Here is a 23,936-nt window from a genome sequence, read left to right as displayed (position 1 = left end):
ACAAGGAGAGGGAGGCTGCTAACAGATAAGCTAAGGCCTACGGCACGCTTTGGCGAATACCTACAGCACGCTTGCGCGATTTGCAACATAGTAAACCTCAATATCTTAATAAGTGTAACGAGTGCAGGCTAACTAGTTGGGACGCTCCTCAATCACTCGATCAATCAGGCCGTAGTTTTTTGCCTCTTCAGCGGACATGAAGAAGTCGCGATCCATATCCCGCTCAATTTTTTCGAGGGGCTGGCCAGTATGGTAGGCGTATAGCTCATTGAGTTGTCGCCGTACCCGTAAAATTTCGCGAGCTTCGATCTCAATATCCGTTGCTTGGCCACGGGTACCACCAGACGGCTGGTGAATCATGATGCGGGAGTGGGGTAGTGCCAACCGTTTGCCTTTGGTACCGGCTGCAAGGAGGAAAGACCCCATCGAGGCAGCCAGACCCACACAAATGGTGACGACATCGGATTTAATATGTTGCATCGTGTCATAGATTGCCATACCAGCGGTGACGGAGCCACCGGGGGAGTTGATGTAGAGCATGATGTCTTTGCCCGGATCTTCGGAGTCAAGGTAGAGCATCACCGCCACAATTTGGTTGGCAATCTCATCATCGACTTCTTTACCAAGGAAAATAATCCGCTCGCGATAGAGACGGTTGTAGATGTCAATCCACTGGGTGTAGGGTTCACCGGGCATCCGGTAGGGGACTTTGGGTACTCCGATGGGCATAGAATCCTTCCACGCTGAGCTATCAACGCCGCAACCTGAGCCATGAAGGCGGCTTTTCTCCCTGATTCTAACCTATTCCTAGAGCCTTCGTTCTAAACTTGGCAGAGGCAGAGAGCAAACCACTGCTGCGGATCAGTAAAGGCGTTGATCCATCGAAATCCAGTAGCCGTTAATGCCGCCTTGAGGGCAGCAAGATCAAACTTGCGGGAAATTTCGGTGAGAATCGGTTCACCCACAATAAAAGTGCACTGAAAATCAAGGGCAGCCAAGGTAACGGTTTGCCTCTGCTGCGAATCGAGATACATTTCAATTTGCTGGGCAATCGGGTTATAGATGGCGCGATGGGCAAAGGCTGCGGGCTGAAAGTTTCCTTGAAAGCGCCAGTTGAGGTGATGAAGGATGTTGCGGTTAAAAGCCGCCGTCACCCCTTGGGCATCGTTGTAAGCAGGGAGCAAAATGCTGGTGTCTTTGATCAGATCCACGCCCAGCAGGAAATAGTCTCCGTCCCTAAGAACCCGATGAATCTGTTGAAAAAGGGTCTGGCATTCGCTAGGAGAGAGGTTGCCAATGGTGCTACCGAGAAAGCAGAGCAAGCGGCGGGGTGCCAAGGGGGGTGGTAGGTGCTCTAAGCCCACTTGATAGGTGCCGACAAGACCATGAATACTGAGCTGGGGATAGTCAGCCAGAAGAGCCATGGCACTGGTTTTGAGGATCGAGCCACTGACATCAATGGGACGATAGTAAAGCCGAGGTTGTACGTGGGCATAGGCCGATAGGAGAAGGCGAATCTTGCGATCGCTGCCACTGCCAAGTTCCACGAGTTCACAGGCGCCCGTGAGTTGGGCGATCGCTTCAGCGGCGGTCTCTAAAATGCCCAATTCTGTACGGGTGGGGTAGTATTCCGGCAGCTCACAGATTTGCTCAAAGAGGCGCGATCCCGCAGCATCGTAGAAGTAGTAGGAGGGAAGGGACTTGGGTTGTTGAGTCAGACCTTGGATGACATCTTGGCCGTCCCGTTCTGTGGCGAGACTGGGTAAGTGGGTCAGGTGCAGGCGATCGCTCACAGGGAAAGCGGCTCCAGAATGTGCAGACCTTAGGATATTTTAGCCTTTAGCCGCTGCTCCAAACGCCGTCCCCACCACGCGATCGGCAAACTCATCACCAAGTAGAGGATTAAGGCCAGCGCATAGAGGGGAAATGGATTGCTACTATTGCGAATCACCCATACCCGCATCACCGAGGTTAAGTCCACGCCGGCAATCACACTGACAATGGCCGAATCCTTGAGCATGTAGATAAAGTCATTGACTAGGGGTGGGATCACAATTTGAATGGCTTGAGGCAAAATAATGCGCACAAATCCCTGTTGTTGACTCATGCCTAGGGAGAGGGCAGCTTCCCGTTGACCCACATCCACCGCTTGCAGACCCGCACGAAAGACCTCTGCTTCATAGGCGCCATAGTTGAGCGCCAAGGCTGTCACCCCCGCTGTCCACGCATTCACCCAAGTCGCAAGATTCATCTGGGCTAAGACTGCACCGACGCCGTAGTAAAGCAAGAGCAGTTGGGTGATCATGGGAGTATTGCGCATTAGCTCAATAAAGCCAAGCGCTGGCCAGCGCAGAAACAGAAAGGGGGAGGTGCTCATGGCGGCGAGGACAATGCCCAGCAGTACCGCCAAGGGAAAAGAGATGCCACAGTAAATGAGTGTATTCAGTGCCCCTCGCAAAAAGGCCGGCAGGGCAGCTTGGATCAGTTCCATCGAAGAGGTTGGGTTACGTCTGTTGCTACTGCCTAAACAATACCAATTTGCGTCTGTTGATCATTCCACATTTTCCATTTTTCGTAGATGCGGCGTAATGTGCCGTCCTTCTTGAGGATGTCAAGGGCTTCATCAACTTCTGTTTTGAGGGTTTCTCCTTTGGGGTTATTCTTGTTAAAGGCAATCACATAGTTATTCAAAAAGATGGGGACACCAATTGGGCGCAGGCTATTGTTCACCGTCCCCCCCGGACCGGCGCCAAGAACGTAGTAGGCAACAATTGGATAGTCTAGCATCACGGCATCAATGCGCCCTTGGGCAAGATCATCAAAGGGCAGGTTGCCATCGTAGGCACGGGTTTTAATGTTTTTGTCCCTTTCAAGAATTTCTTGGGCTTTGTAGCCAATGCCAGTACCGACAGTCATGCCAGCCAGATTGGCCAGTGTGACTTCACTCGTGGCAGTGTATTGCTCAAAACGGGGGTCATTGGCTCGGACAACGATCTGTTGGCCATAGCGATAGTAGGGCTGGGAAAAGAGTTGGGTGCGATCGCGATCGGTGGTGATTTCCCAACCGTTGAGAATCATGTCAAAACGATTGGCAGCAAGGGCAGCGGACAGTTGATCGTAGGCAGTGGCAACGAATACGGCATTGACCCCCATCAGTTGGGCGATCGCGTCGGCAATTTCCACCTCAAAGCCAATCAACTTACTGGGATCAACTGGGTCGTAAAAAACGTAGGGAGCACCACTAATCGCCTCAGCCCCCCAGGCCAATGTACCGGGATTGAGGAGGCCATTGCTGGAGACGGTGCCCGTAGTTGAGGTTCCAGAGGTCGAATCCACATTGCCGGCACAGGCCGTGAGTAGGGTTTTACTCCCTGTGGCGATCGCGATCGCCCCCATCCCCTGTGCCATACGGCGCAAAAACGTACGACGGTGCAGTCCCATAGTGCTCTCCTCACATCAGGTTGATCATGAATTTAGAGTTATCAATTGATCAACTCTGACTCAGTTTAGTTTCTATCGCTACCGCTGCCAAGACTACGACGTTTTGTCACTGTTTGGAAGGCGTAAATAATATCTCCTTCCTGCCATTGTTGAAAATCATCCAAGCGTACACCACATTCGTAGCCCGCCGCAACTTCGCGAACATCGTCCTTCATGCGTTTGAGCGAACTCAAGATGCCTGTGTGAATGACGTTTTGCTGGCGCAGCACCCGTACTTTGCAGTTGCGTACGAGCTTGCCATTGAGGACATAACAACCGGCCACAGCCCCTTTGCTGAGGGGGAAGATCGCTCGCACTTCGGCTTGACCCAGTTCTTCCTCGACCAGTTCGGGTTCCAGCATCCCCTCCATTGCCCCTTGAATATCATCGAGGAGCTTATAGATGATGTTGTATTCGCGGACATCAACGTTGTGCTGCTCAGCCGCTTGGCGTGCCCCTGAGGCAAGGGTGGTATTAAAGCCAATGATGACGGCACTACTGGCGGCGGCAAGGTCAACATCGGTTTCGGTAATTTCGCCGGGGGCAGCCAACAAGACTCGCAACTGGACTTGATCTTGGGGCAGTTGGTTGAGGGCCGCCAAAATTGCCTCGACGGAACCTTGAACGTCGGCTTTGAGAATGAGATTGAGTTCCTTGAGTTCCCCTTCGCGGGCTTGACTGGACAATGAGGTAAGGGAGACCCGCCGGGCGGCTGCGGCTTGGGCAAGGCGGGATTGGCGTTGAGCGGCGGCTCGCTCCTCCGCAAGGGCACGGGCGGCTTTTTCATCGCTGAGGACTTCAAATTCATCCCCGGCAGCAGGGACATCCGCCAGACCCAAGACTTCGACGGCAAAGGAGGGGGTTGCTGCCTCGACACGCTGCCCGCGATCGTCAATCATGGCGCGCACCCGACCAAAACAGGCACCTGCCACCAGAATATCGCCGACCCGCAGGGTACCGTTTTGTACCAGCAATGTTGCCACAGGTCCCCGTGCCCGATCCAAGTGGGCTTCAATGACAGTGCCTTTGGCGGGGCGATCGGGATTGGCGTAGAGATCCTCCACCTCAGCCACAAGCAGGATCATCTCTAGAAGCGTATCGAGATTTTGCTGTTGCAAGGCACTGACGGGCACCATAATTGTGTCACCCCCCCACTCTTCGGGCACCAACCCGTATTCAGTGAGTTCCTGCTTGACCCGCTCCGGTTGGGCAGACTCTTTGTCAATTTTGTTGATGGCGACAATGATCGGCACTTTAGCTGCCTTGGCGTGGCTAATGGCTTCAATGGTTTGGGGTTGTACCCCATCATCGGCAGCAACAACGAGAACGGCAATATCGGTGACCCGTGCCCCCCGTGCCCGCATGGCGGTAAAGGCTTCGTGACCAGGGGTATCGAGAAAGACCACCTGATGTTTCTCGCCGTTGTGTTCGACATCCACGTGGTAGGCGCCAATGTGTTGGGTAATGCCGCCTGCTTCCCCTTGAGCCACTTTGGCATTGCGAATGGCATCGAGAAGGCTGGTTTTGCCATGATCCACGTGACCCATAATCGTGACCACGGGTGGACGCCGTTGCAGGTGATCGAGGTCGCTCGACTCCAGCATTTCGGTGACTTTTGTGGCCTCGGCTTTGTGCTGTGCCGTTTCCATTGTAATTCCCAATTCCTTGGCCACGAGTTCAATCGTTTCCACTTCAAGGGTTTGGTTGATAGTGGCAGCAATTCCCTTAAAGAAGAGAATTTTAATGATTTCTGCTTCGGGGCGACGCACTAAACTGGCCAACTCCTGCACTGACATCGGGCCTTCAATCGTAATGTGATCGGGCGGTGGTGCTTCGGCTGGCTCTTCGTGACGGCGATCGCGATGGCGGGGTTGTTTTTTCTCGCTGCTTTTTTCGGTTTTCGCCGCTGGCGTAACGGGACGGGCGGGACGAGGCACCTTGGGCTTGGGTGGCCGTTGCAGTGATTGACTGACATCAACCGTGACTTGGTGCACCCCGACCAAACGGCTGGTGAGTTCCAGTTCTTCCTCTTCGTCAATGACTTCTTCCCGCAACTTGACGACGCGGGAGGATTTCCGTTTGTTCTCCTCATCATCAAAGTCTTTGTGACGGTGGCGCTCTTTGATGACTTTACTAACGGACTTGTCATCGAGTACCTCAACGGTTTCGGTGACGGGCTTCGGCGGATTTGGTGCCCGCAGGACCGGCGCAACGGGTTTGGGTGGCGGTTGTAGCTCTGGTAAAGCTGGCTTGGGCGCCATTTCCGGGGGCTTGACGGGTGCCGGGGGAACTGCCCGCTGGACAATTTCAATGCGATCTTGGCTGCTGGGTTTGGCGGGAGCGATCGCCCCTTTCTCTTTTTTAGGGGGTTCCTTGAGTTCTTTGCGGGGTGGGGGAGCCGCAGCGACTTTTTCCACTTTCTTGGTGGGGCGGGCGGGCGGGGGAACTAAAGTAGGCGCTGGGCGCGGTGGTGTCGGCTCGGGTTTTGCAGGGAGTGTAGGGGGCTTGGGCGCCACAGGTTCTACTGGCTTGGTGGCAACTGGCGCAGGGGGAGTGGGCCGCGCAGGGGGTTGCGGCGGTTGAGGGCGAGCAGGAGGTTGTTGTAATTGAGGCTTGGGCGCTTCTGGCGTCTCAGAGCGGGGTTGAGTGTGCACAGCAACAATTTGCTGTGTTTTTTGGGGGGCTGGGGCTTTCTTCACTGGGGGCGGTGTTTTTGAGACTTTACGGGGAGGGGTACTATGGGGTTGATAGGTTTTGGCAGCTTCGCGAATGCGATCGGCATCAGCATCGGAAATCGTGCTGCTGTGACTTTTATAGGCAATTCCCAACTGTTCACAGATCGCCAATAAATCTCGATTATCTAGGTTGAGTTCTTTTGATAGGTCATAAATACGAACTTTACCAATGCTCATGCTGTCTCTCAAAGGCTCTGAAATCTCTACGAAAGGACAGACGGTAGGGCGATCGCGATCGCTCAGGTAAAGGCTACCGTCAAAGTGGAATTAATGGGTTTTAAGGGATGGGCTGGGGCAACTCACTCAACAACAATCTCAAGAGTCGGGGCTAAAAAAATAGAAGTATCCCTATTATTAACGATTTTGGTAGGGATTGATCAGGGCAACAGCCCCAAGGGGGGATCAATTTCAATTCTTCGGGCTGCTAGATCAACCACCGGCACGATGGCTGGCACAAAGGGAATATACACGGATGGGGGTGCTTCTGGCGCTGGGTCGAGTAACTGCACTTCTAGTAAGTCATTGCCCGCATTGACCAAGCCCACCACTTCACCAACCCGCTCACCTTGGTGATACACGGCGAGTCCAATCAAGTCCATGAGGTGGTATTCATTGGCCGCAAGGGGTGGGCGATCGCTAGCCGGGACTAGAATTTCTGCCCCCTTGAGTGCCTCCGCTGCGGTGCGATCGCTGACTTCTGCAAAAGTAACCACAAACTGTTCGGCACGGGGTAAAAATCGCCCCCGCACAAGGGTAACCGCATAGGGTTGGGGCTGCCGAGGCGATCGCAACCAACGGCAACCCGCCACCGTAAAGCGTTCGGGAAAATCACTCAAGGGCTTGACCTTGACCTCTCCCCGCAGGCCGTGGGCACCGACAATTTGGCCGATACAGAGCCATTCACTCGTCTCAGGGAAGGGGGTCACCATAGGCCGTCCACGCCAACTTGAGTAAACCGTTCATAATTGCTGTGGCAACGCTCACACCCCCCTTGCAACCCTTAATGGAGATGTGGGGCACCCAAGACTTTTGCAGGCGATCCAAAATGGGGGGGAGAAAATTGGGGGCAGCGTCAATAATTAACGCAGGGCGAATTTCCTGAGCCTCCACTAAGGTCAGGAGGGGTTCTAGGGCTGAATGATCACTACTCAGGACAAAAATGGCTGTGGGATGGCGTCGTGCCAAGGTTTCTATGCCAAAGGCAATGCGGGACTTTTCTTGCTGCGGACGGGTGAAGGTTTCTGCTCCACAGTAAATGGGATTGCCAAAGGTGTTTTGAGTGTAGGAGAGCACCCCCACCTGCACCATCGTGACATCCACCACAATCGGGGTATGAGCGGCAAGGGCAGCCACACCGGATTGCAGGGCCTGCTCTGAATAGACAATCAAATTCAGATATTCTAAATCCCCCGTCGCATAAATCACACGGCGCGTAATATCATACTGGGCTGGACTCAGGTTGTGTCCGGCCAGCAACTGGTCAATCAGGCGTAATTGCGCAACATCAGATTGGTGCCATTCCATCAAAGGTGCCGCAAGGGAGTTAGGGAATAATCAATATAGCAACAAAGTTTCTGCCCCACTAGACGCGGGGTAGGCGTGACACCCTCTAGTGTACGGGGCGATCGCCCGATTTCATGCATGGTGTGGCGATCCACGATTTCAGCGAGACTGGTATGCTGGAAACAGCGTCCTTGAACTTGTGCCACTGTGTCTCAGATTCTCTGTCCTGTCCCGGCAGATCAACGACCGATCAACGAATATCGTGACCTCAAAGCCTCGTGGTTTTTTGAATGGTCGAGTTGGCCGCGTCCGCGCTTTCAACGGCGTTTGCTACTGCTGTGGGGGATGGCCTGGCTAGTCAGTGGACCGGTGGCGATCGCCAGCTTTTCTCTAAAAGAGGCACCCCTTCACACGTTCTTGGCCGGTGCCCTAGGCGCCAATTTCCTGCTGTTACTTATTCTCCTGCGCCTTGTGTTGGGCTGGGCCTACGTCGGCGATCGCCTGCAACGTCCCACCGTGGTTTATGAAGAAACGGGCTGGTATGACGGTCAAGAATGGCAAAAGCCCGAAGCTGAATTGGCTCAAGATCGCCTGATCTATACCTACGAGTTGCGCCCGATTTTGCAACGGTTACAGGTGACCCTTTTGGCGCTCGTGATCTTTTCTTTGGGACTCGCCCTTGCTTGGGCACTCCTGTAGCTGCTGCTGATATTGTTGCTCATTTACCCGCATGACCGAACCTATGTCCAAACGCACCCAAGCCCCTGCCCTCGATGTTTGCTTACTGCGGGAAGGGATTGTTGAGTCGCGCCACTATGCCCATGCCGTTGTCTGTGATGTCCGGGGTCGAATTCTTGCCCTTGCGGGAAATGCTGAAACCGCTGCTTTTATCCGCTCTGCCCTCAAGCCCTTTCAAGCCTTGGCAGTGACCACCACAGGAACGATGGAGCGGTTTGACTTGAGCGATCGCGACCTCGCCATTATCTGTAGCTCTCACCAAGGCCGTATTGAGCAAGTGCGCCAAGTCTTTAACATTCTCTGGCGTGCTGATGTGGATCCCACCGCGTTGCAATGTCCCGTTCCCGCCGGCCGCCAAGGGGCACTCCAACACAACTGTTCGGGTAAACATGCGGGGATGCTGGCGGTTTGTCAACAGCGCAATTGGCCATTGGCAAGCTATCTGCACAAAAATCACCCCGTTCAGACCCTGATCCTCTCCAAGGTGGCGGAACTGCTGAAGATGCCCGCCGCAGAATTTATCTGTGCCCACGACGACTGTGGGGCGCCCACGTACTTGATGCAACTGGTGCAGATGGCTACCCTTTACGGCCAACTGGCCTCGGGCAATGACTGGGCAATGGAGCGCGTCGTTCGTGCCATGACTCATCACCCTGATTTTGTTGCCGGTCCCGGGGCCTTTGATAGCGAGCTGATGCGCCTTACGGAGGGGGAAATCCTCAGTAAGTCCGGGGCTGAGGGGATTCAGTGTGTGGGTCGTGTCGGTGAAGGGATGGGATTGGCGATTAAGGTGAGTGATGGTGCTAAGCGTGCTAAATATGCCGTTGCCATTCAACTATTGAAGCAACTGGGCTGGATTACTCCCAGTGTGGCGGAAGCCTTGGGGGAGCAGTTTCTGATTCCCAACCAATTTACCCGTCTCGAGGTGAATGGGGAACTGACCTTTGCCTAGGGAGCTAAATTCCAGACGGATAGGCTCTCCCTTGGGTTATGATTTGTATTCAATTTGAGTGAGCACGGAGGCTGTTGTGGCTGTCACAGCAAATGTCGGAACCATCTTTCCTGTGGTGTGGGCGGGCGATCGCGTGCAGTTAATTGACCAAACCCGCCTGCCAGAACAGTATGAACTCAAGGACATCACCACCGCAGCGGAGATGGCCACCGCCATTCGGACGATGATTGTACGGGGTGCGCCAGCGATTGGTGTGGCAGCAGCTTTTGGTATGGTCTTGGGGGCACGGGAATACACCGGGAGCGATCGCGCGGGCTTCTTGGCTCACCTGGAGAATGTCGCTGCCGAATTACGGCAAACCCGCCCAACAGCAGTGAATTTATTTTGGGCGATTGATCGCATGTTAGGGGCAGCCCAGCAAGCCACCGCCAGCCTTGAGGAACTCCAGCAGCACCTTCTTGACACCGCCCAAACCATTGCCCGTGAAGATGTGCAAACCTGTCAAGCCATTGGTGAAAACGGCCTTAGTGTCCTGCCGAAAACGCCTGAGAAATTACGCCTGCTCACCCACTGCAATGCCGGTGCCCTAGCGACGGCAGGCTATGGAACAGCGTTAGGGGTGGTTCGTGCGGCTTGGGCGGCGGGTCGCTTGGAGCGGGTCTATGCTGACGAAACTCGTCCCCGTCTTCAGGGAGCGAAATTAACCGCTTGGGAATGTGTGCAAGAGGGCATTCCCGTCACTCTCCTTGCGGATACGATGGCGGCGCACTGTATGCAGCGGGGGATGATTGATGCGGTGGTGGTGGGTGCCGATCGCATTGCCCTGAATGGCGATACCGCCAACAAAATTGGCACCTATAGTGTGGCTCTTGCCGCCAAAGCCCACAACATTCCCTTCTTTGTCGCCGCCCCCCTTTCTACAATTGACACCAAAATTGCCACTGGGGCAGAAATTCCGATTGAGGAGCGCCACCCCCAAGAAATTTATCAGGTGGGGTTTAGCCGCATTACACCCGCTGGGGTAGATTTTTATAACCCTGCCTTTGATGTCACCCCTGCCCATTTAATTAGTGGCATTATTACGGAACTAGGGGTTTTTGCTCCCGCTGACCTCGCACGGGGTATTGGTGCAGCAGTAGACTAACGGCGACAAACCGCACGGCCAATATCACCAGATTTATGTCTGGAAGCCCCGTTACTTTAGTACAGGGAGGAAAGACAAAGGCGACTTTAGTCGTTGCCACAGACGATACAATCTGATGATAGAATATTATCCATGGAACAAACCCTAACAGTCGTTTGCAAGCTTCAGCCCACTCCTGAACAGTCTCTCAAAATCGAGAGATTCTTGAAAGTGTTTGCAGATGCTTGCAACTTTGCCAACAAAACCGTTCAGCCGACCGTAACGAATAAGATAACCATTCAAAACAGGGTTTATCAGGAACTTCGTTCTCGGTTTGGGTTAAGCGCTAATCAAGCGGTTCGGGTTTGTGCCAGAGTCGGAGCCAATCGCAAGACCGCCAAGCTCAAAGGTAAAGTGGTTAAAGAATTCAAGCCAACTTCGGCAGATTATGATGCTCGCATCTTTACCTTTAAGGAAAAAGATGGGGCGGTGAGCCTGACGCTGTTGGAGGGTCGAGAGACCATTCAGCTCGATATGGGTGATTATCAAAGGGACAAATTGAGAGGGCGAAAGCCCACATCGGCTCAGTTGTGCAAACATCGGGATGGCTCCTACTATATCCACATCCAATTAACCGAAGAGGTTCCTGAACCTTCTGAACCGAGCACCGTCATTGGCGTGGACTTGGGGCGACGAGAAATTGCTAAAACTAGTACAGGTGGAGGTTGGGATGGGAATCAGTTAAACGAACGTCGAGATAAATTTCATCGAGTGAGAGCGTCGATTCAAAAACGAGCCTCGCAGGGCACGAGAAGTTCGCGGCGGTCTTGCCGAAAACTCTTGAAACGGCTGGCGGGTAAAGAACAACGCTTTCAACAGTGGTTAAACCATTCGATCAGTGCTGCAATTGTCCGTGAAGCGAAAGCACTCAATGCAGTGATCGCGATTGAGGACTTGACGGGAATTCGCGAGCGCCTGAACCAACAACCCCGAAGTAAAACCGAACGCAGACGCTCCAATAGCTGGTCGTTCTATCAGTTGCGGCAGTTTATTGAGTACAAATGTTTGCGAGACGGCGTGAGGTGGGTAACGGTCAATCCAGCGTATACTAGCCAAACTTGCCATCGATGCCTGCATATTCATCCTGATCCTTGTCGGTTCTATCGAAATGGCAAACAGTTTGCTTGTGGTCATTGTGGCTGGGTTGGTGATGCTGATCTGAATGGTGCCTCTGTGATTGCCTTATTGGGCGAGTCCGTAACGCTCGCTGGAAGTTCAGGCTATTTGGCTTGTTCAATGGCCTAGGGCTACTGAAAGCCCCCGACTTTAGTCGGTGGGAAGTTTACTCTTAACATCGTAGGGATTGCAGGAGGCGGTTGCCCGATGCCAGTAATCATCGCCAAGAGTCGAGAGGCTAAAATCCACTTGGATAATGCCATTGCTATTCCATTGCTATTTCTATAGAAGCGACGGGAATCCATATCCACAGTGTAAACACGGCCTCTACTGTCGCGAGCCACTTCCACTTCCATTTCTGCCAAGACAGGGGGAGCGATCGCCAGACCTAGGCTCAAAGTTGCTGCCCCCAGCAGGGCAACAGGCGTCCGAAACATGGTCAGAAACCTCTTTCTTTGGTACTACGATCGTAGCAACTGTGCTAGAACATCGTTATTCTCAGTTCAAAAAGCTTTATAGAAAAAATAGCAAAAATGATTTCCTCGCCATCCTCTTTAAGTACAACCGACCTCAACGCCCTTGCTGAACGTATCCGTATGGCGGCTGAGCGAGCCAATGGAAATGTCCATGACCTGTTGGCATTGCTGCGGCTTTTGGAGCAATTGCATCGCGAAATTTGTGACAATCAGTTTCAGGCGGCATTGCCCACGAACCGCCAAGCCCTCTATAAATTGCTGCGGGATATTGAAACCAATGGCGGCTGGCCCTACATTCCTCGCAAACGCCTAGAGTCCTTTTTGGGGGCAATTCAAGAGGAAGCGGATAGTCATGAATGTTGAACGCTGGCTGATCCGCCAAGAGCCGCAGTGGCTAGAGCTAGAACAACTCCTCAACCGTGCTGAGACAGAGGGGATTCAGAGCCTATCGGCAATGGAGATTTGCCGCCTCAGTCAGTTGTACCGCTTGGTTAGTGCCGATTTAGCGCGGGCAAAAACTCGCCGCTTGGGCAGTAGCATCATCAACTATTTGCAGGGGCTCACCGTGCGGAGCTACAGCCAAGTCTATCAGGGGCAGCGTTCCCAAGATTGGCGCAAAGTTTGGTGGTTTTTCCAGCGGGGCTTCCCAGCAGTTGTCCAGCAAACATGGGTCTATACGGCCTTTGCTTTGGGGGTGTTTCTGGTGGCGGCAGCGATCGCCTGGTGGTATGCGTGGAGCGATCGCCAATTTTTGGAGCTAGTGGTGCCCTCAGACATTCTGTCCCTTGTGGAAGAGGAGGGCAAGCTGTGGATGGGGTCAATTGTGGGTGTCGAACCCTTGGCCTCGAGTGCCATTATGACCAATAACCTGAGTGTCGCCTTTGCAACGCTGGCGGGGGGCATCCTAGGGGGGCTAGGAACCCTCTATATTCTCTGGAACAATGGTTTGCATATGGGGGCGATCGCTGCCCTTGTGGCGCAAAACAACCTAGAGTATCCCTTTTGGGCGTTTGTTAGTCCCCATGGTGCCTTGGAGTTGCCCGCCATTTTTCTAGCCGGCGCTGCGGGTCTATTGCTGGGGCAGGCGATTCTCTTGCCGGGACGGTACCGCCGCTTTAGCGCTTTGAAACGCAATGGTGCCTTAGCCGTGCAACTGATGTTTGGGATTGTACCCCTACTGGTGATTGCGGGTATTATCGAGGGCTTTTGGTCGCCTAATCCGCTGATTCCCAACAGTGTGAAGTACCTTTCTGGTCTAGGCTTGTTTGCTGCTTTAGGGTTTTATTTGGCTTGGCCTGTAGAGCGATCGCCCACGGGTGAGGGAAAATAGAAGGATGCTTTATTGACAAGAATGGGCTTTAGCCCGCCGCAAGCTGCTATGGTTTTAACCTAAGCAGTTAGGCGCTTTCTAATTTGCTAAAATTGAGTTGTTTCCACGTTCAGTTAGAGACGTGCAAACTATCTACAAAGTATCTGGGTCTCAGGTCAGTCCCAGTAGTTGGGGTTATGGCTCCCCCCATTGGGTTAAGCCCGATGTAGCTCAGTGTGTAACAACACTGAGAAGCCGCCGTCCCTTTATGACGTGCGGAGAGTCACGTTTAGGCCGATCGCGAGAACACTATGGCAGAAAACTGGCGCAGTCGCATCATTACAGAAGGCGTTCAACGCACCCCCAACCGAGCCATGCTGCGAGCCGTGGGCTTTGGCGATGAGGATTTCAACAAGCCCATTGTTGGGGTGGCCAGTGCCCACAGTACGATTACCCCCTGCAATATGGGAATTGCTGCCCTTGCCAGTCGCGCCGAAGCCGGCATTCGGGCAGCGGGGGGGATGCCGCAGTTGTTTGGCACAATTACGGTCAGCGATGGGATTTCCATGGGCACGGAGGGGATGAAATACTCCTTGGTCTCGCGGGATGTGATTGCTGATTCGATTGAGACCGCCTGTAATGCCCAAAGTATGGATGGGGTGCTGGCGATCGGTGGCTGCGACAAAAATATGCCCGGTGCGATGATTGCCATGGCACGGATGAACATTCCCGCCATTTTTGTCTATGGGGGCACGATTAAGCCCGGTCACTGGCAGGGTCAAGACCTAACGGTTGTTAGCGCCTTTGAAGCCGTGGGTCAGTTTAGTGCCGGCAAAATGGATGAGGCGACGCTCCATGCGATTGAACACCATGCCTGTCCGGGAGCGGGTTCCTGCGGTGGCATGTTCACGGCCAACACAATGTCCTCAGCCTTTGAAGCCATGGGCATGAGCCTGATGTACTCCTCAACAATGACGGCGGAGGATGCTGAAAAAGCTGACAATACAGAGCTAGCGGGCAAGGTGCTGGTGGAGGCGATTCGTAAAAATATTCGACCCCGCGATATTATCACCCGCAAATCCATTGAAAATGCCCTCAGTGTGATTATGGCCGTGGGAGGATCTACGAATGCCGTGCTGCACTTTCTGGCGATCGCCCACAGTGCCGAGGTTCCCCTCACCATTGATGACTTTGAAACCATTCGCCAGCGGGTGCCCGTCCTCTGCGACCTCAAGCCCTCGGGTAAATACGTGACTGCGGATCTACATCGGGCAGGGGGCATTCCCCAAGTGATGAAAATGCTCCTCAATGCTGGCTTGCTCCACGGGGATTGCCTAACGATTACGGGGGAAACCATTGCTGAGCGGCTGCGGGATGTGCCCGATACCCCCGACCCCAACCAAGATGTGATTCGTCCGTTTGACAAGCCTCTCTACGCCACCGGCCACCTGACGATTCTCAAGGGTAATTTAGCCAGTGAGGGGGCTGTGGCCAAAATCTCCGGGGTGAAAAATCCCCAAATCACTGGGCCAGCACGCGTCTTTGACTCCGAGGAAGCCTGTCTTGATGCCATTCTTGCTGGCAAGATCAATCCCGGCGATGTCATTGTCATTCGCTATGAAGGCCCTGTCGGCGGTCCGGGGATGCGGGAAATGCTGGCTCCCACCTCTGCCATTATTGGTGCCGGTTTAGGGGATAGCGTTGGCCTCATTACCGATGGTCGCTTCTCTGGTGGAACCTATGGCATGGTCGTGGGTCACGTGGCTCCGGAAGCGGCAGTGGGTGGGACGATCGCCCTTGTGGAGGAGGGAGACTCGATCACCATTGATGCCCATCAGCGGCTGCTGCAACTCAATGTCAGTGAGGAAGAACTGGCAGCGCGGCGGGCTAAATGGCAGCCCCCGGCACCTCGCTATACCCGTGGGGTATTGGCCAAATATGCCAAACTGGTGTCTTCTAGTAGCTTGGGGGCAGTGACCGATCGCTTTGTTTAGAGGTGGCTAATTCCTGCAAAAAGGCCTCGATACCAGCGCGATCGCTCGTTTGGCGCGGATAAACCATAGGCGGGCGTTGCAGCGTAATCAGCTTCACCCCCAGCTCACGGGCAAGGGTCTGCTTGATCTGCTCACTCTCGGTACCCGAGGCCTTGGTGACCACCGTTGTAATCTGCCACTGTTGCCAGAGGGCGCGCTCTAGCTCGAGGGACACGGGTGGGAAAATAGCAATTAACCGCTGGCGATCGAACCCCGCCGCTAGGGCAGCTTCTAGGGCAGTGACCGTCGGCAAAATCCGTGCAAAGAGCGTTGCTTGACGCTGGAGAGGGGTAAAGGCCGCCAACTGTTTTACCCCTAGGGTCAACAACACCCGCTCCCCCACCAAGAGATGACTTTGCAGCAGCGTCGCTACATCTGTATAGGTACCCGTTGCTTGGGGCAAATTTGGGCGTTCAAACCGCAGGTAAGGCAGCCCCAGTTCTTGGCTGATCTCAATGGCAAGGGCAGAAATGTCAACCGCAAAGGGGTGGGAGGCATCCACAATCCCTTGAATGGTGTGTTGCTGAATTAACTTGCGGGCGCGGTCAGCGGTCAAGCGCTCCACATGGCACGTGAGCAAGGGATGGGCGGCATAAAGGCTAGAGGCGGCCGGTGTGGTTACGCTTACCCAGCAAGGAAACCCTTGGCATAGGATTAAATCGGCAATCCAGCGACTCTCATGGGTGCCGCCAATCAGCCAAATCGTCCCCCTCACCTAGCCCAGCAGTGCGCGGCGAAAGTTTTCCCGATAGGACTTATTCATGAGTAGCGGTAGCCACAGCACGCTGAGCACAAAGCGCGATTGTGTGTAGTAGGTGCGGTGAAACCCTTGCCAAAAGCGCAGGGCAATCAAGAAGTAGAGAACAATTGCACCAAGACCAAGGAGTTCCATAGAGAGGTTGGTGAATCTGAACTACCACTTCCACATTACTGGATTCTCCGGATCAAGGGTGGCGATGACCGGCTGGCTAATTTCATCGAGCATGGCCAAAATCGACTCATCCAAGTGGAGGTCAGCCGCTTTGATATTTTCTAGCACCTGCTCTGGATGGCGGGCACCGACAATGGCACAGGTTTGCGGTTGATGGAGTAGCCACGCCAAGGCTAAATTCCCTACCGTTGTGCCCAAGCTGGTGGCAATGGGCTTCATCAGCTCAATCGCTTCAAGGGCACGGGCGTAGGTTTCCCCCTGAAAGAGTTGGTTTTTGGCACGGTTATCTTCAGGATCAAACTGGTGGCCGGGGCCAAAGCGACCCGTGAGTAACCCTTGGGCAAGGGAGGAGTAGGCCAAAACCGTAATCTCATGCTCAATGCAAAAAGGAATTAATTCTGTTTCTGCCCAGCGCCAAAAGAGGGAATAGGGGGGCTGGATACTATCAATGCGTCCGTACTGCATGGCTTCGGCCAGTTGGGCACGGGAGAAGTTAGAAACACCAATGGCACGGATTTTGCCGGCGACTTTCAACTCCACCATTGCCTGCATGGTTTCCGCAATGGGCACGATTTCTGAGCCAAAGGAACCGGCTGGCCAGTGAATTTGGTAGAGATCAATGTAGTCGGTATTGAGGTTGCGGAGCGATCGCTCGCAGGCGGCAATCACCTCTTTGTAGCGCAAGTGATTCGCAAAGACCTTCGTCGCATAGACACAGCGATCGCGCAAGTCGCCGACAGCGGCGGCCACAATCCGCTCTGAATGACCATCGCCATAGACTTCAGCCGTATCAATGGTGGTCATCCCTGCTTCGACAGCGGTACGAATTGTGCGAATGGACTCCTCATCTTCAATACCGACCCACCAACGTTTGCCTGCTTGCCAAGTGCCAAGAATCAGCGGTGTAATTTGAATCTCTGTGCGGCCGAGGGGGCGAGTTTGCATAGAAAATCCCCATAAAGGAACCACTAACGAGGCACTGTGGGCGACTTGACAATGGGGCGGACAACAATGCGGTTGCGTCCTTGGCGTTTGGCATCATAAAGGGCCTGATCCGCTGCGTTAAAAAGCTCTAAGGGAGACTCACTGCCCCTCGGAATCAGGGCTGCCACCCCAAAGCTAAGACTCACACAATGACTCGCTGAAGAATATTCATGGACAATGTACCGTGCCTGCATAGCTTCCTGCAACTGCCGTGCCACCAATTCAGCACCACCAATGTCGGTATTGGGCAGGATGATCACAAACTCTTCACCGCCATAGCGGGCAACAAAGTCACGGGGACGGCGCACCCCCTCACGTAAAACCATTGCCACCTGCTGTAGGCAGAGATCGCCGGCGTGGTGACCGTAGTGGTCATTGTAGGTTTTGAAGCAGTCCACGTCCGCTAGAATTAAGGCGATGGGCTGGCGATCGCGAATAGCAGCCAACCACTCTTGACGTAAATAGGCATCAAAATAGCGGCGATTCGGCAATTCCGTCAGAGCATCTGTTACCGATAGGCGCATCAGTTCTTTGTTGGCGGCTTCCAGTTCGGCAGTGCGGGCAGCAATAATCGCCGCCTGCTGACTCACCACCCGCTCCAGTTCGCCATTGGCTTCTCGTAGCTCTTCATTTAACAACTGCAAGCGGTAGTTTTGCTCCTCTAGCTTGCGGTCTTGGAGATAGCTGTGAACTGCTTCTAAAACGGTCACTTTCAAGTCTTCGGGAGACCAAGGCTTTGCCATGTAGCGATAGAGTTTAGCCTGTTTCAAGGCATTACCAACGGCCTCCAAATTGGCTTGCCCCGTCAGCATAATCTTGAGGGTGTTGGGGGACATTTCATGCATCCGTGCTAGCAGTTCATCCCCTTTGATATTTGGCATGATGTAGTCGGAGAGGACAAGGGCAATCTCGTAATCTTCCTCCTGTAGCTCACTCATCAAGGCAAGGGCATCTTCACCATCTTCTGCGGTTTCCACAATGCACTCCTCTCCGAGGGCACGCCGCAGTTCAATCCTTAAACTCTCAAGTACGGCTGGCTCATCATCCACACAGATGACAACAGGCTTGCGGTTCATTGGTTGATTTTTCACGGGGGTAGGCAATATGTGTAGAAGCTTTTGAGGAGTACTGAGGAAACTTTACTTACCATAGCCTAGGAGAGCGATCATCTTTCGTAGTCTTTGCTATCAAGTTCGCTCCTTGAATGTCAATTTTTGTAACAAGCCAAGAAGAGTACTGTCGTGCTGCCATAGGTTTTAATACGTTGCTGCTGCCAGCCGATCGCCCGAATCGCCTCGAAGTCTGGTGGATGTTTCGTGCGACACTCAACAGCAATTTCGCCCTCAGGACTGAGCCGCTTGTCCTGCCAAAGTAACTGGAGAACGGGTAGATATAAATCACTATTGTAGGGTGGGTCAAAATAGATAAAGTCAAACTGGGGAATAGGAACTTGGGGCAATTTCTGGCGCACATCCCCCCGCAGAACTAGCGTGTGCTGATGGGGTTGGGCAAGGGCTGACCAGTTTTCACGAATGACTTGGCAGGCTTGGGAAGATTGCTCAATACCTACTACCCACTGGGCACCACGCAGCAGGGCTTCTGCTCCCATTGCACCGGTACCAGCACACAAATCCAGCCAGCAACACCCCTGTAGGCGACCTTGCCAAATATTGAAAATCGCTTGGCGAACTTTGGCACTCGTGGGACGGGTACTGTGGCCGGGAAGCGTTTTGAGCGATCGCTGGCCAGAAATTCGCAACGGCATACTCTATAAGGTAACGGCTTGAGCCCAAAATAAAAAGCCCCGGGAGTCTTGCCGTGTTTCGACCCCAGGACTTTTGTTTGCGAATCACTCCTCACTAACTAAACAATACTCTGAGCTTCTGGGAAGCTGTAGAGCGACACATGACACTTTCTCAAGCGGCACCTGTTGCTTCCTAGGCTGAGGGTGTTGACTGCATTGTGGTGGTTGATTTTGTTTGGGCAAGCTTGCCAATTTCCTGATCGATAAAAAAGAGCCCCTGTCCGTCTGTGCCAATCAGTTCGATTTTGTCGAGGATGCTCTTGAATAAAAACTCCTCTTGATGCTGTTCAGCAACATACCACTGCAAGAATTGCAATGTTGCATAGTCAGGTTCGGTATCTGCTAACTGCACTAGCTCGTTAATTTTGCGGGTCACAAACTGCTCATGCTCATAAACTTTGCTGAACATCTCTTTTAGGGATTGAAACGTGTGCGGGGGCGCTTCCATGCCACCTAGGATAGCCAAGGCACCAGTTTCGTGCATGTAATTCAAGAGCCGTCGCATGTGAGCCATTTCTTCATCGGCGTGTTGGCTGAGGAACGCTGCACACCCTTCAAGAGCCTTATGAGCACACCAAGAACTCATTTGCAGATAGAGGTGCGCTGAATAAATTTCAAGGTTGATTTGTTCATTGAGCCGATTGGTCATTGCTTGAGATAGCATTATTTGTCCTCCATTGGTAGAGTTCAAGGGTATGGAAGCCACACTGGTGACAGCCTCCACAGCGGCTAGAAGCCACTTTCTGCACGCGCCCTTTGCGGATGAGTTGGCCTAAGATTGGTTCAATGACTGTCGGAGATGTCTGAAAATGGGTTGCCAATTCTGCCAAGGACACCATTTGCCGCTGTTGAATATACGCCTGTAGTTGCAGGAGCATGATCATGTCCTCCGTGGCGTAGAAAACCGCTGGCGATCGCCCCGATATTTGAAGGCCAAGATCACCACCCCCATCACTGCCCCTAGGCCTAATAACCAGACCAGCGAGAACATTGGATGCGCTGCAAATGTCATGACTTGGTAGTAGGCAGTGGCCACCCAATAGGCCAAGCCCGTTGTCCAAGCCGCTACAAAGACCGTCCAGCCCAAATTGGTTTCTCGATAGACAGCAGCAGTGGCCGACACACAGGGGAAGTAGAGTAAAACAAATAGTAGGAATGCGATCGCCGCCGTGGGCGTACCAAACCGCCGTGCCATCTGGCCAAAGGTTGTGTAGTGCACATCCTGAACCTCAGCCGCTGCTTCGGGGTTGTCAGCGTTCTGCAACACGTTCAATCCCAACGGATCAAGAATTTGCTGTCCAATCTCACCAAGATTGTTGGGAATACTCAACACAGCTTCCCGCAATCCTGCCCAAACTGAGAACGGTTCTTCTGGCTCATCTGCCGCGTCAACTGCTTGAGACTCTTGGCGGGCTAAATCGGTATAGAGGGCATCCATGGTTCCCACCATCACTTCCTTGGCAAAAACTCCGGTAAAGAGTCCCACGGTTGCTGGCCAGTTCTCAGGCTGAATCCCCATGGGTGAAAAAATCGGTGTAATCTGGCGACTAAAGGCGCTCAAAATTGAGTGGGTGCTATCCTTTTTGCCAAAGCTGCCATCAGTGCCTACGGAGTTGAGCAGTCCAAGGATGACCACAAGGATGATAATCATCTTGCCTGCCCGAGTAATAAATGTCTTCAGCCGCTCCCAAGCCCGTAGGATTATCCCCTTCAATGTGGGCAAATGGTAGGGGGGCAATTCCATGATAAAGGGGGCAATCTCTCCTTGAAACAGAGTGCGCTTCATCAGGAATCCGGTGAAGATAGCTGCTGCAATGCCTAACAGATAGAGCAAAAAGACGATATTTTGGCCATTGCGAGGAAAGAAAGCAGCCACAAACAGGGCATAGACGGGTAGGCGGGCACCGCAAGACATAAAGGGATTCATCAGGATCGTCATTAGGCGATCGCGCCGATTTTCAAGAGTACGGGTGGCCATGATGCCGGGGATGTTACAGCCAAAGGAGACCATCATTGGCACAAAGGATTTCCCCGGTAGACCCAGCCAGCGCATTAACCGATCCATGACAAAGGCTGCCCGTGCTAGGTAACCGGAGTCTTCAAGGAGCGTGAGAAAGATAAAGAGCAACCCAATTTGGGGAATAAATGTTGCCGTTGTTTGGATACCGCCCCCCACGCCTTCTGCCAAAAGACCAATCAGCCAACCGGGGGCATTGAGGGTTTCGAGGATCTGTGTTGGCCAGCCGACAACCAGCGTACCCACACTAATATCGAAAAAGTCAATAAAGGCACCCCCCACGTTAATTGAGATCAGAAACACCAAGTACATGACGGCCAAGAAAATGGGAATGCCTAGCCAGCGGTTGAGCACAATACGGTCAATGCGATCCGAAACTGTGGTGGTCAGGCGATCGCCCTGTTCCAGAACCTCAGCCATTAGGTGCTGAATCCAGCAATAGCGACTATCGGCAATGATGAGATCAATATCTTCCCCGAGGGTCTGGTGAATCCGCTGTCGCCATTGGCGCAGTGATGCCAAAACATCATTAGGAACCGATTCAACGTATTGCAACCACGCCAAGGCCTCAGCTCGATCCTTGACACCTTGGGTGAGCAACTCAGCGATCGCCTCTTCAATCACAGGGGGTTGGGGTACGCTAACGTTGGAAACAGGCGGTGCTGCCAAGGCGGTGCGAATAGTTTGCCGCAGTTGAGCAAAATGCTGCTGTTGTTTGGCACAAAAAGGCAGAACTGGAAGACCTAAGCGCTGGCTTAAGGCCTCAACATTAATCTTGATTTTGGCGGCACGAGCCACATCCATCATGTTGAGGACAAGGATGAGGGGGACTCCTAGATCAAGCAACTGCGATGTGAGGTAAAAATTGCGCTCTAAGTTAGCGGCATCCAGAATATTCACTACCAAGTCATATTCCCCCGCCAACAGAAATTTGCGGGCAATCTGCTCATCTAAACCAGTGCTATCCTCAGCATCGAGGGCATAGACACCTGGTAGATCGACGACCTGAACAGTGATGTCGCGATCGCGATAACGCCCTTCCTTGCGTTCAACAGTGACTCCTGGCCAATTCCCCACCCGCTGATTTGCCCCTGTAAGACCATTGAAAATCGTTGTTTTGCCACAATTGGGGTTACCAATCAGAGCAATTGTTGCTACCATGTCGCACTCCTTTGCTAGAGTGGATAGACGTTGAGAGCATCAGCTTCATCCTTGCGTAAACTCAAGTGAAAGCCCCGAACTTTAATATCTGTGGGATCACCCAAGGGGGCATGGCGAATTACCTCAACTTCAGTGCCAGGGGTTAAACCCATTGCTAATAATTTGCGTTTGTAGCTGGGGGCAGTGGGGGCATAGCCAATAATGCGCAGGCGAGTCCCAATGGGGGCAGTGCGTAGGTTTACTACTGGCAGTTCCAACACCTTGAGGAAGATGTTTTGGGCTAGCTCATGGTTAATGCAAAACCGCTGTGAATCAAGACCCACCATGACGGCTCCGCGATCGCTTCGGTGCAGGACGGTAATGACTGCTCCCGGTGCTAGACCCATCCCCAAGAGTTGTTGAGTATTGCCGCACATTAATCTCGCAATGCAGTAGCGATCGCCTACCTTAGCTTCAGCAAGGGAAATCAGGTTAGACATGCCTCGTCTCCAGCGCTGTCTTTGAGAATGGGGGTCGGCGATATAAGTAAAGGGTGACCACAAAGGTGATGACATATTGCATTTAATGACTTTTTGAAAGCTTCTTATTGCAGATGATTCTCAATTTATAGCACAGCTTTGCAGTGAAACTATGACTTTAGCAAGTCTTAACCTATCTCCAATCATTCTGAGAGCTGGGGCTATTTGAAAGTTTTGGTGTAGCTTTTGTCTTAAGTGAGATATTTAGACTTGTAATAAGTCTTTTATTGAGACGTTTAATCTTATAAGAGATTTTATAAAGAGCCATTTTTTATGGATGGGCAAAGTTGCTGCAATGTCACCTCAGCGTTATGGCACGGGGATCAAACGCGCTCAAGACTACGAGAGTCCCTATAGGTTTAGAAATCACCCTTGCTCATAGAGGCAGTTTGAAAATTTGCCTGAGTTTTGTGGTCAGCCAAGTTTTGATGGTCTTTTTCTGCGCTTGGGTCATCTCCGCCTCGATAAAACAAATAAACAGGCGAGCAAGGTCAGAGCTTTTGATTTCCAAGTAGCGTTTGAACTCATTGGGTTCTTCAGGCCAGTGGGGTAGCGTGTCATCCCCCATTCCCAGCGCTTTGGCAGCGACAATTAAATCGTAGTAATCGGTGTACCACACCTGTGGGTCATCCATATCGGGAAAGAGCCGAGCGTGGCCAATCAGATACAGGAGAGCGACCAGCATCGTCTTTCTGGTGCGGTAGAGCTGTCTAGGCGAGCAATGTTCTGCTGTGAGCAGATGAACAAGACGAATCAGGGCAAACACGCGACTTAAGGTGATCTCGAAGTCTGACCGTACTCGAGACGGCGGATGCTCTTCTCCTTGGCCATAGGTTGTTCGCGGTAGGTTATCGTGCTGAAGCCGTGCTGCTTTTAGCTCTGCTGGAGAGACATTGGCCGTTGATCGCAAGAGAACCTCAAAGAAGCGCATCTGACTGGCTCCTAGGGTGGGAGAGGATATTCCTAGCCTACAAACTATAAAGGAATTTTGTCATA

At 52.9% G+C, this 23,936-nt stretch carries 25 protein-coding genes; 7 read left to right on the top strand and 18 right to left on the bottom strand.

Annotated elements, in window-relative coordinates; translation table 11 throughout:
* Positions 1-132: 132 nt before the first annotated feature.
* The 7 genes from KV190_RS03850 to KV190_RS03820 form a co-directional block, all read right to left on the bottom strand.
* Complete coding sequence (locus KV190_RS03850; RefSeq protein ID WP_297047399.1) at positions 133-729, bottom strand: ATP-dependent Clp protease proteolytic subunit; 597 nt, start codon at positions 727-729, stop codon at positions 133-135.
* Positions 730-821: 92 nt separating this feature from the next.
* Complete coding sequence (egtD, locus tag KV190_RS03845; RefSeq protein ID WP_460194672.1) at positions 822-1,793, bottom strand: L-histidine N(alpha)-methyltransferase; 972 nt, start codon at positions 1,791-1,793, stop codon at positions 822-824.
* Between the two features lie 29 nt (positions 1,794-1,822).
* A complete protein-coding gene (locus KV190_RS03840; protein WP_460194671.1) occupies positions 1,823-2,491 on the bottom strand; it encodes an amino acid ABC transporter permease in 669 nt (222 codons plus the stop codon).
* 32 nt (positions 2,492-2,523) lie between these two features.
* Positions 2,524-3,441 (bottom strand): ABC transporter substrate-binding protein, encoded by a 918-nt coding sequence (locus tag KV190_RS03835; RefSeq protein WP_460194670.1) that lies wholly within the window; start codon positions 3,439-3,441, stop codon positions 2,524-2,526.
* A gap of 65 nt (positions 3,442-3,506) precedes the next feature.
* Entirely contained in the window at positions 3,507-6,392 is a 2,886-nt protein-coding gene (infB, locus tag KV190_RS03830; protein ID WP_460194669.1) for a translation initiation factor IF-2, read from the bottom strand.
* 200 nt (positions 6,393-6,592) lie between these two features.
* A complete protein-coding gene (gene rimM / locus KV190_RS03825; protein WP_460194668.1) occupies positions 6,593-7,144 on the bottom strand; it encodes a ribosome maturation factor RimM in 552 nt (183 codons plus the stop codon).
* Positions 7,125-7,739 carry a precorrin-8X methylmutase gene (locus KV190_RS03820; RefSeq protein WP_250682654.1) on the bottom strand — a complete coding sequence of 205 codons (615 nt, stop codon included), beginning with the start codon at positions 7,737-7,739 and terminating at the stop codon, positions 7,125-7,127. Before KV190_RS03820 ends, rimM begins: the two co-directional genes overlap by 20 nt.
* Before the next feature lie 186 nt (positions 7,740-7,925).
* Here KV190_RS03820 and KV190_RS03815 point away from each other — a divergent pair, with 186 nt between their 5' ends.
* The 4 genes from KV190_RS03815 to KV190_RS03800 all read left to right on the top strand — a co-directional run bounded on the left by KV190_RS03815 (position 7,926) and on the right by KV190_RS03800 (position 11,836).
* A complete protein-coding gene (locus KV190_RS03815; protein ID WP_460194667.1) occupies positions 7,926-8,417 on the top strand; it encodes a CGLD27 family protein in 492 nt (163 codons plus the stop codon).
* A gap of 43 nt (positions 8,418-8,460) precedes the next feature.
* Positions 8,461-9,408, top strand: coding sequence for an asparaginase (locus KV190_RS03810; RefSeq protein WP_460194666.1), 948 nt, complete (start codon positions 8,461-8,463; stop codon positions 9,406-9,408).
* A gap of 76 nt (positions 9,409-9,484) precedes the next feature.
* Positions 9,485-10,552, top strand: a complete 1,068-nt coding sequence (gene mtnA / locus KV190_RS03805) for an S-methyl-5-thioribose-1-phosphate isomerase (protein WP_460195216.1) — start codon at positions 9,485-9,487, stop codon at positions 10,550-10,552.
* A gap of 210 nt (positions 10,553-10,762) precedes the next feature.
* Positions 10,763-11,836 (top strand): RNA-guided endonuclease TnpB family protein, encoded by a 1,074-nt coding sequence (locus tag KV190_RS03800; protein ID WP_460195215.1) that lies wholly within the window; start codon positions 10,763-10,765, stop codon positions 11,834-11,836.
* Between the two features lie 2 nt (positions 11,837-11,838).
* On the opposite strand, the gene KV190_RS03795 is transcribed toward KV190_RS03800, so the two are convergent.
* Positions 11,839-12,144 (bottom strand): hypothetical protein, encoded by a 306-nt coding sequence (locus KV190_RS03795; RefSeq protein WP_460194665.1) that lies wholly within the window; start codon positions 12,142-12,144, stop codon positions 11,839-11,841.
* 96 nt (positions 12,145-12,240) lie between these two features.
* Between KV190_RS03795 and KV190_RS03790 the strand changes: the two genes are divergently transcribed.
* The 3 genes from KV190_RS03790 (at position 12,241) to ilvD (ending at position 15,486) form a co-directional block, all read left to right on the top strand.
* Positions 12,241-12,546, top strand: a complete 306-nt coding sequence (locus KV190_RS03790; RefSeq protein WP_460194664.1) for a hypothetical protein — start codon at positions 12,241-12,243, stop codon at positions 12,544-12,546.
* Positions 12,536-13,513, top strand: a complete 978-nt coding sequence (locus KV190_RS03785; RefSeq protein WP_460194663.1) for a stage II sporulation protein M — start codon at positions 12,536-12,538, stop codon at positions 13,511-13,513. The genes KV190_RS03790 and KV190_RS03785 overlap by 11 nt, the downstream gene beginning before the upstream one ends.
* 290 nt (positions 13,514-13,803) lie before the next feature.
* Positions 13,804-15,486: a dihydroxy-acid dehydratase gene (ilvD, locus tag KV190_RS03780; RefSeq protein ID WP_460194662.1), complete on the top strand. Its 1,683-nt coding sequence runs from the start codon at positions 13,804-13,806 to the stop codon at positions 15,484-15,486.
* On the opposite strand, the gene KV190_RS03775 is transcribed toward ilvD, so the two are convergent.
* The 10 genes from KV190_RS03775 to KV190_RS03730 all read right to left on the bottom strand — a co-directional run bounded on the left by KV190_RS03775 (position 15,449) and on the right by KV190_RS03730 (position 23,871).
* Positions 15,449-16,240 (bottom strand): cobalt-precorrin-6A reductase, encoded by a 792-nt coding sequence (locus KV190_RS03775; RefSeq protein WP_460194661.1) that lies wholly within the window; start codon positions 16,238-16,240, stop codon positions 15,449-15,451. The two genes, ilvD and KV190_RS03775, sit on opposite strands and share 38 nt — an antisense overlap.
* Positions 16,241-16,417, bottom strand: coding sequence for a hypothetical protein (locus KV190_RS03770; RefSeq protein WP_206200825.1), 177 nt, complete (start codon positions 16,415-16,417; stop codon positions 16,241-16,243). It abuts the gene before it with no gap.
* A gap of 21 nt (positions 16,418-16,438) precedes the next feature.
* Positions 16,439-17,401, bottom strand: coding sequence for an aldo/keto reductase (locus tag KV190_RS03765; RefSeq protein WP_460194660.1), 963 nt, complete (start codon positions 17,399-17,401; stop codon positions 16,439-16,441).
* Positions 17,402-17,424: 23 nt separating this feature from the next.
* Positions 17,425-18,516: a GGDEF domain-containing protein gene (locus KV190_RS03760; protein WP_460194659.1), complete on the bottom strand. Its 1,092-nt coding sequence runs from the start codon at positions 18,514-18,516 to the stop codon at positions 17,425-17,427.
* Between the two features lie 131 nt (positions 18,517-18,647).
* Positions 18,648-19,205 carry a 16S rRNA (guanine(966)-N(2))-methyltransferase RsmD gene (gene rsmD, locus KV190_RS03755; protein ID WP_460194658.1) on the bottom strand — a complete coding sequence of 186 codons (558 nt, stop codon included), beginning with the start codon at positions 19,203-19,205 and terminating at the stop codon, positions 18,648-18,650.
* Between the two features lie 172 nt (positions 19,206-19,377).
* Positions 19,378-19,908 (bottom strand): non-heme ferritin, encoded by a 531-nt coding sequence (gene ftnA / locus KV190_RS03750; protein WP_460195214.1) that lies wholly within the window; start codon positions 19,906-19,908, stop codon positions 19,378-19,380.
* Positions 19,874-20,083 (bottom strand): FeoC-like transcriptional regulator, encoded by a 210-nt coding sequence (locus KV190_RS03745; protein ID WP_460195213.1) that lies wholly within the window; start codon positions 20,081-20,083, stop codon positions 19,874-19,876. Before KV190_RS03745 ends, ftnA begins: the two co-directional genes overlap by 35 nt.
* 41 nt (positions 20,084-20,124) lie before the next feature.
* Complete coding sequence (gene feoB / locus KV190_RS03740) at positions 20,125-22,422, bottom strand: Fe(2+) transporter permease subunit FeoB (RefSeq protein WP_460194657.1); 2,298 nt, start codon at positions 22,420-22,422, stop codon at positions 20,125-20,127.
* A 14-nt stretch (positions 22,423-22,436) separates the two neighbouring features.
* Positions 22,437-22,901 (bottom strand): FeoA family protein, encoded by a 465-nt coding sequence (locus tag KV190_RS03735; protein WP_460194656.1) that lies wholly within the window; start codon positions 22,899-22,901, stop codon positions 22,437-22,439.
* Positions 22,902-23,316: 415 nt separating this feature from the next.
* The gene (locus KV190_RS03730) at positions 23,317-23,871 is read right to left on the bottom strand and encodes a hypothetical protein (RefSeq protein ID WP_460194655.1); all 555 of its coding nucleotides are present in this window, start codon (positions 23,869-23,871) and stop codon (positions 23,317-23,319) included.
* Positions 23,872-23,936 lie beyond the last annotated feature (65 nt).

It is taken from the genome of Thermosynechococcus sp. FA-CM-4201 (assembly GCF_054689355.1).
Note: the sequence above shows the minus strand (reverse complement) of the source record. Positions and strands in the feature narration are given on the sequence as shown.